The sequence below is a fragment of the Pseudoclavibacter sp. VKM Ac-2888 genome (assembly GCF_015351285.1).
GTDB lineage: Bacteria > Actinomycetota > Actinomycetes > Actinomycetales > Microbacteriaceae > Pseudoclavibacter.
On sequence record NZ_JADKSM010000001.1, the window covers coordinates 2,956,456 to 2,971,339 of the forward strand.

The 14,884-nt window shown below is 69.8% G+C and carries 13 protein-coding genes; 5 read left to right on the top strand and 8 right to left on the bottom strand.

Going from position 1 to position 14,884, the window contains the following annotated elements:
• Nucleotides 1-256 precede the first annotated feature (256 nt).
• The 5 genes from ITJ61_RS13955 (at nt 257) to ITJ61_RS13975 (ending at nt 6,512) form a co-directional block, all read left to right on the top strand.
• Nucleotides 257-2,047 carry a circularly permuted type 2 ATP-grasp protein gene (locus tag ITJ61_RS13955; protein ID WP_104244233.1) on the top strand — a complete coding sequence of 597 codons (1,791 nt, stop codon included), beginning with the start codon at nt 257-259 and terminating at the stop codon, nt 2,045-2,047.
• Nucleotides 2,041-2,982: an alpha-E domain-containing protein gene (locus tag ITJ61_RS13960; protein WP_104244235.1), complete on the top strand. Its 942-nt coding sequence runs from the start codon at nt 2,041-2,043 to the stop codon at nt 2,980-2,982. The genes ITJ61_RS13955 and ITJ61_RS13960 overlap by 7 nt, the downstream gene beginning before the upstream one ends.
• The gene (locus ITJ61_RS13965; protein WP_104244237.1) at nt 2,979-3,827 is read left to right on the top strand and encodes a transglutaminase family protein; all 849 of its coding nucleotides are present in this window, start codon (nt 2,979-2,981) and stop codon (nt 3,825-3,827) included. Before ITJ61_RS13960 ends, ITJ61_RS13965 begins: the two co-directional genes overlap by 4 nt.
• A gap of 2 nt (nt 3,828-3,829) precedes the next feature.
• The gene (locus ITJ61_RS13970) at nt 3,830-4,795 is read left to right on the top strand and encodes an alpha/beta fold hydrolase (protein WP_104244239.1); all 966 of its coding nucleotides are present in this window, start codon (nt 3,830-3,832) and stop codon (nt 4,793-4,795) included.
• 667 nt (nt 4,796-5,462) lie between these two features.
• Nucleotides 5,463-6,512, top strand: coding sequence for a lipoyl protein ligase domain-containing protein (locus ITJ61_RS13975; RefSeq protein ID WP_104244241.1), 1,050 nt, complete (start codon nt 5,463-5,465; stop codon nt 6,510-6,512).
• A 19-nt stretch (nt 6,513-6,531) separates the two neighbouring features.
• Here the strand turns inward: ITJ61_RS13975 and ITJ61_RS13980 are convergent, their stop codons facing one another.
• Genes ITJ61_RS13980 through fabZ form a run of 8 tightly spaced genes read right to left on the bottom strand, consistent with a single transcriptional unit; the run spans nt 6,532 to nt 14,866 of the window.
• Complete coding sequence (locus ITJ61_RS13980) at nt 6,532-8,583, bottom strand: GNAT family N-acetyltransferase (RefSeq protein WP_194686471.1); 2,052 nt, start codon at nt 8,581-8,583, stop codon at nt 6,532-6,534.
• On the bottom strand, nt 8,580-9,458 hold the full coding sequence (locus tag ITJ61_RS13985; protein ID WP_194686472.1) for an ABC transporter permease: 879 nt from the start codon (nt 9,456-9,458) through the stop codon (nt 8,580-8,582). Before ITJ61_RS13985 ends, ITJ61_RS13980 begins: the two co-directional genes overlap by 4 nt.
• The gene (locus tag ITJ61_RS13990) at nt 9,455-10,354 is read right to left on the bottom strand and encodes an ABC transporter ATP-binding protein (RefSeq protein ID WP_194686473.1); all 900 of its coding nucleotides are present in this window, start codon (nt 10,352-10,354) and stop codon (nt 9,455-9,457) included. The genes ITJ61_RS13985 and ITJ61_RS13990 overlap by 4 nt, the downstream gene beginning before the upstream one ends.
• Nucleotides 10,345-11,820, bottom strand: coding sequence for a carotenoid oxygenase family protein (locus tag ITJ61_RS13995; protein ID WP_194686474.1), 1,476 nt, complete (start codon nt 11,818-11,820; stop codon nt 10,345-10,347). The genes ITJ61_RS13990 and ITJ61_RS13995 overlap by 10 nt, the downstream gene beginning before the upstream one ends.
• Nucleotides 11,817-13,103, bottom strand: coding sequence for an ABC transporter permease (locus ITJ61_RS14000; RefSeq protein WP_194686475.1), 1,287 nt, complete (start codon nt 13,101-13,103; stop codon nt 11,817-11,819). Before ITJ61_RS14000 ends, ITJ61_RS13995 begins: the two co-directional genes overlap by 4 nt.
• Entirely contained in the window at nt 13,087-13,803 is a 717-nt protein-coding gene (locus tag ITJ61_RS14005) for a flavodoxin family protein (protein ID WP_194686476.1), read from the bottom strand. The genes ITJ61_RS14000 and ITJ61_RS14005 overlap by 17 nt, the downstream gene beginning before the upstream one ends.
• Nucleotides 13,800-14,465: an ABC transporter ATP-binding protein gene (locus tag ITJ61_RS14010; RefSeq protein ID WP_194686477.1), complete on the bottom strand. Its 666-nt coding sequence runs from the start codon at nt 14,463-14,465 to the stop codon at nt 13,800-13,802. Before ITJ61_RS14010 ends, ITJ61_RS14005 begins: the two co-directional genes overlap by 4 nt.
• Complete coding sequence (gene fabZ / locus ITJ61_RS14015) at nt 14,462-14,866, bottom strand: 3-hydroxyacyl-ACP dehydratase FabZ (protein ID WP_416366858.1); 405 nt, start codon at nt 14,864-14,866, stop codon at nt 14,462-14,464. Before fabZ ends, ITJ61_RS14010 begins: the two co-directional genes overlap by 4 nt.
• Nucleotides 14,867-14,884: the final 18 nt, after the last annotated feature.

Genomic DNA, 14,884 nt, shown 5'->3' on the forward strand with positions numbered 1-14,884 from the left:
GGGAGGATGCGTGCGGCAGGCGGACGCCACCCGTCCGCGCCCGGCCCGGCCCGCCTTGCCCTGGCCAACATCCGTGATGATTGGCCGCTTCGCCGCCTCGGGAGGCGAGCTCGGACGAAACGATCACGCAAGTCGGACGCGCGCCGCCCCAGGAAACTGCTCGATTGACGGGAAATTCTGCGGGACCCCGGGCGTGCCGTCCAGGCGAGCCCTCCGCGAAACAAGCGCGTCACATTGCGTCCACTAGTCTCGGGGCATGGGTGACCTCTTCGACGGCTACAGCCAGGCTCTGACCAGGCAATCCCAAGCGGCGCTGTCGCCGCCATTCGACGAGATGTTCATGGGGGAGGCGCCAGAGGGCGAGCTCGATCCGCGGCGCACGTACCGAGATCTCTACGACGTCCTCTCGGGGATGACGCAGGAGCAGATCCGGCACCGCTCCGACTCGCTCGCCGACTCGTACCTCGCCCAGGGCGTCACGTTCGACTTCGCCGGCGAGGAGCGCCCGTTCCCGCTCGACGTGGTCCCGCGCGTCATCGAGCGCGCCGAGTGGCAGAAGACGGAAGCCGGCATCAAGCAGCGCGTCCGCGCTCTCGAGGCGTTCCTCGACGACGTGTACGGCGACCAGCGGGCCATCGCGGACGGCGTCATCCCCGCGAGCCTCATCGCCTCCTCGGTGCACTACCACCGGGTCGCGAAGGGCATCCGCACGGCCAACGGCGTGCGCATCCACGTGTCGGGCATCGACCTGATCCGCGACGAGCACGGCGAGATGCGCGTGCTCGAAGACAACGTGCGCGTCCCGTCCGGCGTCTCCTACGTCATCTCGAACCGCCGTGCCATGGCGCAGACGCTCCCTGAGCTGTTCTCGCGCATGCGCGTCCGCCCGGTCGGCGACTACCCGAACCGCCTCCTCGGGGCGCTTCGGGCCTCCGCCCCAGACGGCATCGAGGACCCGACGGTCGTGGTCCTCACCCCCGGCGTCTACAACTCCGCGTACTTCGAGCACACGCTGCTCGCGCGCCTCATGGGCGTCGAGCTCGTCGAGGGCCGCGACCTGTTCTGCTCGGGCGGTCGGGTGTGGATGCGTACCACGGCCGGCCCGCAGCGAGTCGACGTCATCTATCGCCGCGTCGACGACGACTACCTCGACCCGCTGCAGTTCCGCCGCGACTCGATGCTCGGCTCGCCCGGCCTCATGATGGCGGCGCGCCTCGGCAACGTCACGATCGCGAACGCGGTCGGCAACGGCGTCGCGGACGACAAGCTCGTGTACACGTACATGCCCGACCTCATCCGCTACTACCTGTCGGAGGAGGCGATCCTGCCGAACGTCGACACGTGGCGCCTCGAGGAGCCGGACGCGCTCGAGGAGGTGCTCGACCGCCTCGACGAACTCGTCGTGAAGCCGGTCGACGGCTCGGGCGGCAAGGGCCTCATGATCGGGCCGAGCGCCTCGAAGACGGAGCTCGACGAGATGCGGGTGCGGCTGCTCGCCGACCCGCGCGGCTGGATCGCGCAGCCCGTCGTGCAGCTCTCGACCATCCCGACGCTCGTCGACGACGGGATGCGGCCGCGCCACGCGGACCTGCGCCCGTTCGCCATCAACGACGGCCACGACGTGTGGGTGCTGCCGGGTGGCCTCACTCGCGTCGCCCTCCCGGAGGGACAGCTGGTCGTGAACTCCAGCCAGGGCGGCGGGTCGAAGGACACGTGGGTGGTCGGCGCCGAGCGGAGCTTCTCCAAGCCGCAGCCGCACGGCGTCGAGGAGCTCCTCGACGACCAGGCCGACGTGTCGGAGACGCCGCACCCCGTGACGGGCGTGCTGCGCGTCATCCCGCACCGCCAGGACCACATGCCGCAGGACGCCCCGAAGCGCGGCGACCAGCAGCAGGTGCAGCAGCAGACGCAGGGCCGTCAGCCGCAAGCCCAGTCGCACTCGCATTCACAGTCAGAGCAGGTGCAGCAACAGCAGCAGGCGCGCGCTGAAGCGTCGCCGGCAGCCGCATCCGCCGGCAAGAACCCGAAGGGAACGGACGCATGCTGAGCCGTATCGCCGAGTCGCTCTTTTGGATCGGCCGCTATGTGGAGCGTGCCGACGGCACCGCCCGCATCCTGGACGTGCACCTGCAGCTGCTCCTCGAAGACCCGTGGGTCGATGAGGCGACGGCCTGCCGCTCGCTCCTCAGCGTCATGGGGGCGGCGGATGTGCACCCCGACACGGAGCTCACCCGCTCGGACGTCCTGAACCTCCTCGCGGTCGACCGCTCGCAGCCCGCATCCATCGCCTACTCGGTGAACGCGGCCCGCGAGAACGCTCGCCGTGCTCGCGAGATCGTGTCGACGGAGCTGTGGGAGTGCCTCAACGCCACCTACTCGCGCATGCCGTTCAGCGTGCGGCAGGAGAAGGTGCACGACCTGTTCGCGTGGGTTCGCGAGCGTTCGGCGCTCGCGGTCGGTGTCGTGAACTCGGCGGCGAGCCGTGACGACGCATACCAGTTCATGATGCTGGGGCGTTCCCTGGAGCGTGCCGACATGACGGCGCGGCTGCTCGCGACGCGTTCGCTCACCGAGGCCTCCGGGGCGTCGTGGACGACGATCCTCCGCTCGTGCGGTGCGTACGAGTCGTACCTGCGCACGTACCACGGCATGCCGTCGGCGGCCAACGCCGCGGAGTTCCTGCTGCTCGACCGCCTGTTCCCGCGGTCGATCCAGTACTCGGTGTCGACGGCCCTCTCGAGCCTCTACGACATCCAGCCGCGCCACGAGCGCGGTGGCCGCGTCGGCGTCACCGACCAGGCCCAGCGGCTCCTCGGGCAGATCTCCTCTGACCTCGAGTACCGCCCCATCCACGACACGCTGGCCGACCTGCCCCGCTACATGGATGGTGTGCAGGACGCGGTCTCCCGGGCTTCCGAGGCGATCCGTCAGCGCTACTTCCCGTCGATCACGGCACCGAGCTGGGTGGGAGACAACTCATGAGCCGCATCCGCATCCGCCACTCCACCGGTTTCCGGTACGAGGGCGACGTCACGACCTCGTACAACGAGGCCCGCATGCTGCCGATGGCCAACAACGGCCAGTTCGTGCTGTTCGGGCACCTCGATGTCACGCCGCATTCGTCGACGCACAACTACTCCGACTACTGGGGCACGAAGGTGACGGCGTTCGAGGTGCTCAACCCGCACTCGGAGCTGTCGCTGACCGCGTCGAGCCTCGTCGAGGTGCGCCAGCGGCCCGAGGCGGGTCAGCTGTCGCTCAGCTGGGATGAGCTCGCCCGCGAGCGGCTGCGCAGCGTCGAGCTCGTGGAGCAGACCGCGCAGACGCGCCTCACGATGCCGCCCGACGACGTGAAGGCGCTCGCCGCTGAGGTGAAGGGCGCCAACGCCGGACCCGCGTCCACCGCGATGGAGATCCTCCACCTCGTGTACGAGGCGGTCGCCTACGAGGGCGGCGTGACGGGTGTCCGCACGACGGCGGCCGAGGCGTGGGAGCACAAGCGCGGCGTGTGCCAGGACATCTCGCACATCGCACTCGGTGCGCTCCGTGCGGCGGGAATCCCGGCCATCTATGTGTCCGGCTACCTGCACCCGCGGCCGAACGCCGAGATCGGCGAGACGGTCAGCGGCGAGTCCCACGCGTGGATCGAGTACTGGGACGGCGAGTGGCGCGGCTGGGACCCCACCAACGACATCCCGATCGGCGAGCGCCACGTGCTCGTGGGCCGTGGCCGCGACTACAACGACGTGCCTCCGCTGCGCGGCGTGTACGCGGGCCCGTTCTCCTCGCAGCTGTTCGTGAAGGTCGACATCACTCGAGAGGCGTAGCCATGACGGGGTCGGGCACGGGTTCGCAGGGCGGTTCCGCCGGTGGGTCGCACGGCGGCTCGCAGGGGCGGGCGGATGCGCGCGGCCCAGCCTCCCCGAAGCCCGACCCGTCCGGCGCGCCGGCCTCGTTCGTCGTGCCGGTCGGTCATGGCATCGACGTGCACGTCTACGAGTGGGCGTGCGAGTCGCCGCGAGGCGTCATCCACCTGTCGCACGGCTCGGGCGAGCACGCGATGCGCTACGACGCGTACGCGCGCGATCTGGTCGCGGCCGGCTACGCGGTCGTCGCGCACGATCATCTCGGCCATGGGCAGACGGGCCTCGGCGCGCACGGGCTGTCGGTGCTTCCCACGACCGAGAACCGGGCCGCGCTCGAGGCGCTCGAGGACATCTCCGCGTGGGTGCGCGACCGGTACCCGAAGCTGCCGCTCATCCTGCAGGGGCATTCGTGGGGTTCGCTGCTCGCGCAGCAGCTGCTCGCCCACGACTCGGCGTTCTTCTCCGCGTGCATCCTGACCGGGACGACACTCGCGGTGCCGGGCTTCATCAACGCCGGGAATCTGAACAAGCGCTTCGAGCCGGACGAGACCGGCCTGCTCTGGTTGAGCCGCAACCCGGATGCTCGCCGCGCGTTCGCGTACGACGAGCTGTGCTTCGACATCGCGAAGATGCCCGTGTGGTCGGCGCGGGGTGCGCTGCAGCTGGCGCACATTCCGCCTCGGGCCGCCTCGGGCAAGCTCGATGACGTCCCGGTGCTGATCATGGCCGGGTCGGAGGATTCGATCGGATACGGTGAGCGGGGGCCACGCGCGCTCGCAAGGCTGTACCGGAAGCGGTCGAAGCTGAGCGATGTGACGCTGAGGATCTACCCGGAGGCGCGCCACGAGCTCCTCAACGAGCTGAACCGCGACGAGGTCATCGCCGACATCGTCGCGTGGCTGGACACCCGCATCCCGCTCCCCGCCTGACCCCGCGCGGCCTGCCCGCGCTCGCCTGCCCGCGAGCCTGCGCATCCGCCCGCCCGCCTGCGTGCCGACCTGCCCGCGCACCGGCACCTCCGCCTGCCTGCCTGCTCGCGCGCGCCCGCCTGCCTGCTCCCGCTCGCCTGCCCGCGAGCCTGCGCATCCGCCCGCCCGCCCCACCGCCAAATGGGGCGTTTTCGCCCCGTCTTCCGGGCCGCGGAGGGGCTAAACCGACCTATTTGGTGGTGGTGCGGAGATGGCGCGATGGCGGTGGCGGGAGGAGGCATGCGGCGGCCGGGTGAGCGCGGATGGGGCGTTTTCGCCCCGTTTTCGGGGCTTCGATGGGGTGAGACTGACCTATTCGGTGTGGCGGAGGCGGGAGGGGGGCAGGCGGTGGTTGGGGTGTGCGCGGCTGGGGCGTTTTCGCCCCGTTTTCAGGGCTGCGAAGGGGTTAAACCGACCTATTCGGCGATGGCGATGGCGGTGGCGATGGCGCGCGGAGGCAGGCGGCGGCCGGGTGGGAGCGGATGGGGCGTTTTCGCCCCGTTTTCGGGGCTGCGATGGGGTGAAACCGACCTATTCGGCGGTGGCGGTGGCGGTGGCGACGACGGTGGCGGTGGCGGGAGGAGGCGGGCGGAGGGCAGGTGCGAGCGGAGCGCCGTAGAGTGCTCTCATGCACGGTGAGTACAAGGTTCCTGGCGGGAAGCTCGTCACAGTCGACCTCGAGGTGGAGGGCGGTCGCATCGTCGATCCGCACCTCGCCGGCGATTTCTTCCTCGAGCCCGATGAGGCGCTCGACGACATCAACAGCGCACTGCGGGGGCTCGCCGCCGATTCGTCGGCGGAGGACATCTCGGCGGCGGTTCGGGACGGCCTGCGGGAGGACGCGACACTGCTCGGCGTCACGCCGGAGGCGGTCGGCGTGGTCGTGCGCCGTGCCGTCCTCGGCGCCAGGGACTGGCGCGCGTACGACTGGCAGATCCTGCATCCGGGCCCCCTGTCGCCCCGCGAGCACGTCGCGCTCGACCAGGTGCTGACGGAGGAGGTCGGCGCCGGTCGTCGGCCGGCGACGCTGCGGCTGTGGGAGTGGGATGAGACGGCGGTCGTGCTCGGCTCGTTCCAGTCGGTGAAGAACGAGGTCGACCAGAAGAACCTCGACAAGTACGGGGTGCAGCTGGTGCGGCGCATCACGGGCGGCGGGGCCATGTTCATGGAGGCCGGTTCGGTGGTGACGTACTCGCTGTACGTGCCGAGCGATCTGGTGCATGGCATGTCGTTCGCGGAGTCGTACGCGTTCCTCGACTCGTGGGTGCTGGATGCGCTGCACGGCCTGGGCATCAACGCGAGGTACGAGCCGCTCAACGACATCGCGAGCCCGTCGGGGAAGATCGGCGGGGCGGCGCAGAAGCGGCTCGGCTCGGGTGCGGTGCTGCACCACGCGACGCTCAGCTACGACATCGACGGCGACCGCATGACGGAGGTGCTGCGCATCGGTCGGGAGAAGCTGAGCGACAAGGGCACACAGTCCGCGAACAAGCGTGTGAGTCCGCTCCGCTCGCAGACGGGACTCGAGCGTTCGGCGATCATCGACCATTTCAAGCAGACGTTCGTGGAGCATTACGGCGGCACGCCGGGTGAGCTCACCGAGGACGAGCTGGCGCGTGCGCGCGAGCTGGCGCAGTCGAAGTTCGCTTCGCGGGAGTGGACGCACCGGGTTCCGTAGCCTGCGGGAGCGTTCCTCGTCAGAGGAGGGTGAGGCGCCAGCGGGCGTGACGTTCCTCGCCGGCTGGGCGCGCGAGGCATGTCGCGAGCACACCGGCCGGTCCGGCCCGGAGGAGCACCTCCGTGTGGTCCCCGTCCCTGGGCTCGACCAGCACGTTGCCGGCTGGGGTCGGGAACCGGAACGCCCGCGTCCAGGTGCGCCATGGCGCTCCCGCGATGCTCAGGCGCTTCGCGTCCGGCCCGTCGCCGAGGTCGATGTGCTGGGCGGTCGCCGGCACGAAGACGAAGACTGCGAGCTCGTCGGTGCCGGGTGCTCCTGTCAGATCGCTCAGGGAGATGTCGATCGCTGAGAAGTCGGCGTTCGGCTGAACGCCCCAGCGTCGTTCGCCTGCGCTGGCACCGTCGAGGGTGAAGCTGGCGTCGTGCGGCGCCCACTCGACGCCGTGGTCTGGCGTCGTCCGGTCGCGGAGGCTCGCGACCCAGGCTGCTGCTGGCAGGCGGTAGAGGGGCCCGATGGAGCGACTGCGTGGCTGGGAGGAGTCCAGCACGTGGATGCCGCGGTGCCGCCATGCGTGGAGGCCCGTCGCGGCTGACACGTCGAGGCCGCTCGCGGGAGTGAGGACGCCGGCCTCGTGTGCGGCTCGCGTCCATAGCCGCCGAGGCCGAGGCAGAGACAGAGGCGTCGGCGTCGGCGTCTGCGCCGCCATGGGCATGCACGTCTGCTGCCCGTCGCGGAGCTCGACGCGGTAGGCGATGGTGCCGCCGCTGCCGATTCGGGCCAGGTGCGGTCCTTCGACTCGCCAGGCGCCCGAGGTGAGCCCGGTCACGTCGATGCCGATTCCGCTGTGCTTCTCGTGCCAGCTCGCTCGCATCCCGAGCGCTTCGTACGTGTGGGCAGCGCCGACGGCGGGTTCGAAGTCGGTGGCCTCGGGAGGCCAGATCCCGCGCACGACGTGGGCCGAGCGCTTGTCGCGTCCGCGCGCCGCGATGCTCAGCTCGGCGTCGCGGAACCCGCTCCAGGGGGAGGCGGTGAGGAGGTGGCCGCAGTTCTGCGTGACGGTGAGCTCGATGCTCCCGCGCCGGAAGCTGACGACGCGGGTGAGGTGCTCCGAGGTGGTGGTCCACGTGCCGCCGTGCTGGCTGACGCTCACCCGCGTGACCGCTGGTCGCCGCACGCCTGCCGGGGTGTCGCCGCAGACGGGGAACGCATCGACGAGCAGCGGGCCGAGCCGGTCCCTGTGTCGAACGGTCAGGGCGCCCGTCTCGACGTCCAGCTCGGCGCTGAACCCGCCGAGCTCGTGGCGAAGCGGCGGATGCACGGCTCGGGAGGGAGGGGCGAGTTCCGCATCCGGAATCTCGGCTGGGTCGCCGTCGACCCTCCCGGAGACGAGTTCGCCCGTCTGGCCGTCCACGACCGCCTCGATCCGGCTCGTGCCGATGCGCAGTCTGTAGTCGATGACGGTCCGCCCGGCTCCGTCGATGCGGACACCGCCGGTGAGCGACTCCGCCCGAGCCTCCCGCAGCGATCGTGTCTCTGATCCTGGCGCGCTCGGGCCCACGAGGCCGGCCTCTCCGGGGACCAGGGCCGACGAGATCCCAGGGAGGTGGTTCACGAGTTCCAGGTAGCCGTCTTCGTCCGGCCTCGGGGAGGAGACGTTGCGGAAGCCGACGCGCACGTAGAGCGGGAACGCTCGCTGGTTGGCGGGGTCGACCTCGAGCCGCAGTGTGCGCAGGCCGAGCGAGGGGAAGCGTCGGAAGGACTCGGTGAACAGCTCGCCGACGAGGAAGCCGCCTCGCAGGGTGCGCTCGACGACGAACATGACGGCGAAGAGGTGGCCTTCTGGCGCCACCCGGCGTCCGGACATGCGCGCGTAGCCGAGGGTGCCGACGATCGTGTCTCGGCTCTCCGCGACGAGGAGGAGGCGCACCCCGGTCTCCTGGATGCTCGCGAGCAGGGATGCGCCGTCCAGCGGCAGTCCCGTCGCGGCGGGCCCGCTCCCGTGGTCGTTGATGAAGCGGGCGACCCGCTCTGCGTCCGTCGCGGCGTCGAAGGGTCTGATCCTGGTGGTCATCGGATCTTCGCGGAGAGGCGCCACACGCCGAGGCCCAGGAAGAGCGCGAAGACGGCGGCGAGGGCGAGGCTCGCGATGCTCGCGGTCAGCTCGAGCGTGCCGACGCTCGCGGTCATCCCGTAGAAGTCCCGGAGCCCGTCGAGCGCGGCTTGGTCGCCGCCGGCCAGGGCGCTGGCTGCCTGCTCGGTGTACGGACGCCGGATGAGCATGGCGGCCTGGGCGAACGGCAGCGTGTTGATCATCGTGACGACTCCGGCCGGGAGCGTGCCGGCTGGCACGTACGCGCCGGAGAAGAACCCGATGAGCGACCCGATGACGGTGGACACCGCGGTGAAGGCGCCGGCCGTCTTCAGGAAGGTGACGATGAAGGCGCCGAGTCCTGAGAAGGTCGCGCTCGAGAGGAGGACGAAGGCGAAGGTCGTCCCGAGGTTGCCCGGTGTCAGGGGCGGGTGCCCCTGCGCGAGCAGGTAGAGCTGGCCGATCACGATGATGACCGTGGTCATGATCACGGAGATGATGAATCCTGCGATGAGGTAGCCCAGCACCACCTGGGAGCGTCGGAGGGGCGACACCATGAAGTCCCGGAAGCGACCGGTGACGTTGTCGTCGACGAAGACGCCGAGTCCGGCGATGGCGGTCGTGAGGGTGGTGATCATCGTGATGCCCGCGAAGACCCACGAGTCGACGAACCAGCGCACGTCGGCGTCGGCGGCCTGCGGGAACGTGGTGCGGAGGATGTCGACCTGCAGTCCGCCGAGGAAGAGCGCGTAGAGCGCGATCAGGATGATCGCGGACAGCAGCGAGAAGAAGACGCCGATCCGGTCTCGGAAGAACAGACGGAGGTTGCGTCCCGTGAGGAGCCAGATGCTGCTCATGCGGCGACCCCCTTGAGGAGGGCGAGGAAGACGTCGTCCATGGTGCCGTGTCGGAACTCGAAGTCTCGGACTCGGAGGCGACGCAGGAGGTCGAGCGCCTCCGTCGATGACGAGACGGTGACCCGGAGGTCGTCGCCCTCTCGGCGCACGTCGATGCCGGAGGCCGCGCAGAGGCGGAGGGCTTCCGCGGGGTCGTCGAGGCGGAGCGTCAGCACGCTCGAGCTGAACTGGGCGCGAAGCTGAGCCGGTGTGCCTGCGGCGACGATCCGCCCCTTGTCGATGACGCACACCTCGTCGGCGTTCTCCGTCTCCTCCATGTAGTGGGTGGTGAGGAAGATGGTGGTGCCCTGTTCTCGGCGGATGTCGTGGATCGTCGACCAGATGAGCTCTCGCGACTGCGGGTCGAGTCCGGCGGTGGGTTCGTCGAGGAACAGCACGGTCGGTCGGTGCATGAGTGCCCGCGCGATGTCTGCCCGGCGCCGCTGCCCGCCGGAGAGCGGGCCGTACCGTCGGTCCAGGATGGGCTCGATGCCGACGAGGCCTGCGAGCTCGGCCGTGCGGGTTCTGGTCTCCTGCTTGCTGAGACCGTAGAACCCCGCCCGGATCTCGAGGTTCTCCCGCACGGTCAGGAGGGGGTCGAGCAGGGACGACTGGAAGACGGCTCCGATGGTGCGCTTCACCCGCTGCGCTTCCGTCTGCACGTCGAAGCCGTTGACGGTGATCGTGCCCGAGGTGGGCGTGAGCGTCGTCGTGATGCACCCGATGGTCGTGGACTTGCCTGCGCCGTTCTCCCCGAGGAAGGCGAAGACCGAGCCTCCGGGGACGGAGAGCGACAGCTCGTCCACTGCGACGAGCTCGCCGTACGTCTTGCTGAGTCTCTCGACCTCTACCGACACCAGTTCTCCTTCGTGCTTCGCGCCATGGCCGTGTGATGCTCTCGGCGGTCCGGCCCCGTCTGCGGGCCGTCGTCGTGGGCGGGGATCCAGCTGCCGTGCAGCCCCAGCGGGATCCGCGCGGGGAGGTGGATGCGCGCGAGCTCGTCGCCGCCGAAGTCCTGAGCGCTCAGGATCAGGAGGTCGCTAGCGTTCCGCTGCGGGTTGTGGACGTAGCAGAGCAGGTAGCCGTCGTCCTCCTCGGTACTCCCGGCTCGCGCGACGAAGATCGCCTCGCCGACTGCCGCATCCGTGCCGAGCCGCCGCGCCTGCGCGGAGCCGCGGTCCAGGTCGTGCTTGAAGAGCACGTTGTCGAACTGCGAGTCTGGGACGTCGTCGAGCTCTCTCGGCCCGGTCCGCCAGGTCGCGACGAGCTCGCCGGCGCTTGACGTGTAGGCGAAGCGGTTCCGGCGGCCGGAGCGGCGGTCGTCGATGCGCGGGAACTCCTGCGGGGTGTCGTCGAGTCGACGCCGGACCACGGTTCCGCGGGTGAGGTCGAGCGTGAATCGCTCCAGCGACGGGGTGCCGTGGCCTTCGATGGAACCGCGACGCGTGGCGAACATGGAGGGGTGCGTGATGGCGTCGAGGGTGATGACGTTGTCCGCCTCGAAGGCGTTGACCGTGTGGTAGATCCAGACGGGGTCGATGTCGAACCACGTCACGTCTGCGCGCTCGTCGCCTCGGGACAGGACACCGAGGCGCGCCTTCGCCGCCGAGCTCCATCTGAACGGGAAGGGGTCTCCGGCGGCGGCGGCCAGCGCGCTGAACTTGGCGGGCAGGTCGAAGAGGATCACGTGCTCGCTCGTGAGCGCGAAGTCGTGCATCATCGTGGCCGTGGGCAGCTCGATCGACTGCGAGCGGACCAGCTGACCGCGCGCGGACACGACGCAGTACTCGACGGAGGGCGACCCGGAGAAGTAGCCGACCGTATGGAGGTCACCGGTTTCCGGGTCCGTCTTGGGATGCGCGGACAGGCCGGCCCGCAGCGTACCGTCGAAGTCGTACGGGCCCACCGTCTCGAGGCTCGCGTCGAGCTCGAACGGGAGCGTCCCGCCTTCGCCGAGGGACAGGATCCTGCCAGCGTGCCCGACGACGTTGATGTTCGAGGCAGTGTCGACGCCGCCGAGCACCGAGTACGCGCGTCGGGGTTCGCCGAGCGTTCGCGTGACGGGGCTCTGCCGGACCCAGCGGTTGCGGTACCACTCGGCGCGGCCGTCCCTGAGGCGCACGCCGTGGATCATGCCGGCGCCGAGGAAGTAGTGGAACCTCGCGTGCTCGACGCCGATCGGATTGGGCCCGTTGCGGAGGTACCGGCCGTCGAGGTCGGTCGGGATGGATCCGGTCACCGCCAGATCGAAGGCGGTCACCTCCTCGGCGACCGGGGCGAACGACCCCTTCCGGAACGGGGAGCGAGCACCCGTGTTCCTCATGCGGCTTCCGCCATCTGCACCGGTGAGCGGGAGAGCAGCTTCCGGGCGGCGAGCGCGTTCGCCGCCTGCTGCGCGGCGATCATGAGTCCTCCGGTGAGCAGGACGTCCGAGGCCTTCAGTGAGGGTCGGAGCGTGTCGCCCCCGAACAGCTGCTGCCCCTCCCCGATCGGGATGCCGACGGCGCCTGCGATCGCGACGGCGACGATGGCCGCGACAGTGCCGATGATCACCATCCCGAGCCCGATGAGCAGGACCTGCATGGCGTACACCGTCTCGAGGTCCCTCGCGCTGAAGCCCATCGTCCGCATCGTCGCGAGTTCGCGTCGGTCGCGACGCAGGGAGAACCCGACGACGTTGCCGATGAGGACCGCGCAGATGAGCGCCGCGACGATCACGAGCGCCCACATGATCGCCTGCTGCGCGGCGAGGACCGTGAAGATCAGCCCGGCCGTCTCCTTCGACGTGAGGAACTGCAGCCCAGGAGCGTCAGCGCCGAGGGAGGCCGCCGCTGTCGCGGGGTCCACACCCGGGTCGAGGGTGATGAGCATCTGCGTGATGGCGTCTGGCCGGTCCAGGATCTCCTGCATGCCGGCGATGTCCATGACCACGGAGCTGGAGCGGAAGAGCCCGAATCGGCTGTTGTCGTACACGCAGACGACGTCGGCGGTGACGGGACCGGCATCGACGGGCGCGCCGGCGACCGAGAGGAGCACGCTCGTGCCGATGTCGATGCCGAGCTCGTCCCGCTGCGCGATGTTGATGCAGACCTGCGCGGCGCCCGCGGGCGCCTGCCCTGCGACGATCTCGTAGCCCTCCGCGGCGACGTCCGAGCCCACGAGGACGACCCCGGCATCCTGCGCCTCGGCCGTCATGCTCGCGCCGGCCGTGAGGCGCGGCCGCACCTGCTCGACGCCCTCGGCTCCCGCGACGCGTTGCACCGCGGACTCGGCGTCCGGGATGTAGGTGACGACGTCGGACTCGGGGTTGAGCATCGAGTACTCGTACCCGTCTGCGAATGCGGAGACGTCGCCGCTGATGATGTCGCTGGCTGACTGCGTCATCATGGTGCCCATCGCGGTGATCGCCGCGAACGAGAGCAGCAGTCCGAAGGTCGCGACGGAGACGCTCGTGAACGTCCGGGCGTTGCGGGGGTTCGCGCGGATCATGGACACCGCCATGTGGAGCTTGTAGCGCAGGTCGAGGCTCGCGCCCCGCCCTGGCGTCTCGCGCCTCGCAGCCGATCCGGGGCGCTCGGTGGGTTCAGGGTCAGTGGCTCGCGTCATCTGTCGGACTCTCCTTCGTCGTTCGGTCCTGCTCCGCGAAGTACCGCTCATCGCTGCGGAAGAGCCGCTTCGCGACTTCCGGGTGCTCGCGAAGCGATCTCCGGATGTCGACGCCGAAGGTCTCTTCCGGCACGTGCTCGCTCGGCGATTCGACGGCCGAGACGAAGGCGTCGAGGGATGCCCGCATGGCCTTGCCCGCCGCAGTGTCGCCGTAGTCGAACACGATCATGGGGCTGCCGATGTTGCAGACGTCGACGACGCTGGCACCGTAGCTTCCGAGCACTCGCCTGAGGTACTCGGCCGCGTACGGGGCATCGAACGGACTCGCGGACGTCGACATCGCGAGCGCCCCCTTGCCCGCCAGGAGCTGCCGGTGGCTCAGGCGCGTCGTCCGCTCGATGAAGCGCATCATCGTCGAGTTGACGTTCGCGCAGTAGTTCGGGCTCGCGAGGATGACGCCGTCCGCGGCGAGCATCGCGTCGATCAGGCTCTCCGCGTCGTCGACGAACGTGCAGCCATCTCGACGGAAGCAGCGGCCGTTGCCGTCGCACGTCGTGATCTCCAGGTTCCACAGCGCGGTCTCCTCGTACCGCCAGGCAGGGCGCCGCTCGGCGAGGTAGGAGCGGGAGGCTTCGAGCATCACCGCCGTGTGGCTGAGGTTCCTCGGCCGCGGGCTGGAGTGGATGGCGAGGATCTTCACGCCGCGAGCCGCCCATCGACGAGGTGCACGATGCGTCTCCCCGCTGCCAGGACTCGGTCGTCGTGGGATGAGACGACGATCGTCGTGCCGTCCCGTTCGTTGAGCAGGCGCAGGAGGTCGAGGACCCCGTCAGCGTTGCGCCCGTCGAGGCTCGCCGTCGGCTCGTCCGCGACGACCACCGCGGTTCCGCTCGTGACGGCGCGGATGATGGCAGCGCGCTGCTGCTGGCCTCCCGACAGCTGCCGTGGAAGCGCCGTGAGCTTGTCGCCGAGGCCGACTGCGGCGAGCAGCTCGCGGGTCCTGGCCGCCGCTCCTCGCGTGAGCCGGCCCTGGACCCGGAGCTGCAGGACGGCGTTCTCGTAGACGGAGAGGGAGCCGACGAGGTTCGACTTCTGGAACACGTAGCCGATCTGATCGCGGCGGAAGTCGGAGAGCTCGCGAGGCGAGAGGCGGGTCAGCTCAGCGCCGTTGACCGTGATCGAGCCCGAGGTCGCCGTGTCGAGTCCTCCGATGAGGTTGAGCAGGGTGGTCTTGCCCGATCCGGAGGGGCCCGCGAGCACGACGAACTCGCCGGCCGCGATCTCGAGGGAGATGCCGCGGTTCGCGCGCACCTCGCTCGTGCCCTCGCCGTAGGTCTTGGTCAGGTCATGCGTCGTGATCATGCGGTACGTCCTTCGAGGAAGCTGTAGGTGATGTCGGCGCTCGCGACGATGCGGTCGTCGACGGTCGCGGTCGCCTCGACCTTCCCCATGGAGGCGAGCGTCGCGATCGCCCGTGCGTCGAGGATGAGTCGGTCGCCGGGGATCACGGCGTTCCGGAAGCGGACGATGTCGATTCGGGCGAGGACGCAGAGCCGATCCCCGATGTCGAACAGCTGGCCTCCTGCCTGGGCCATCGCCTCGAGGATCAGGACTCCGGGCATGATCGGGTTCCCTGGGAAGTGGCCCGCGAAGTGCGGCTCGTTGACCGTGACGTTCTTGATCGCGCGGACCGAGGTTCCGGGATCGAGCTCCTCGATCCTGTCGATCAGGAGGAACGGGTACCGGTGGGGGAGCCTCGCCATGAGGTCGCGCGTGGTCGT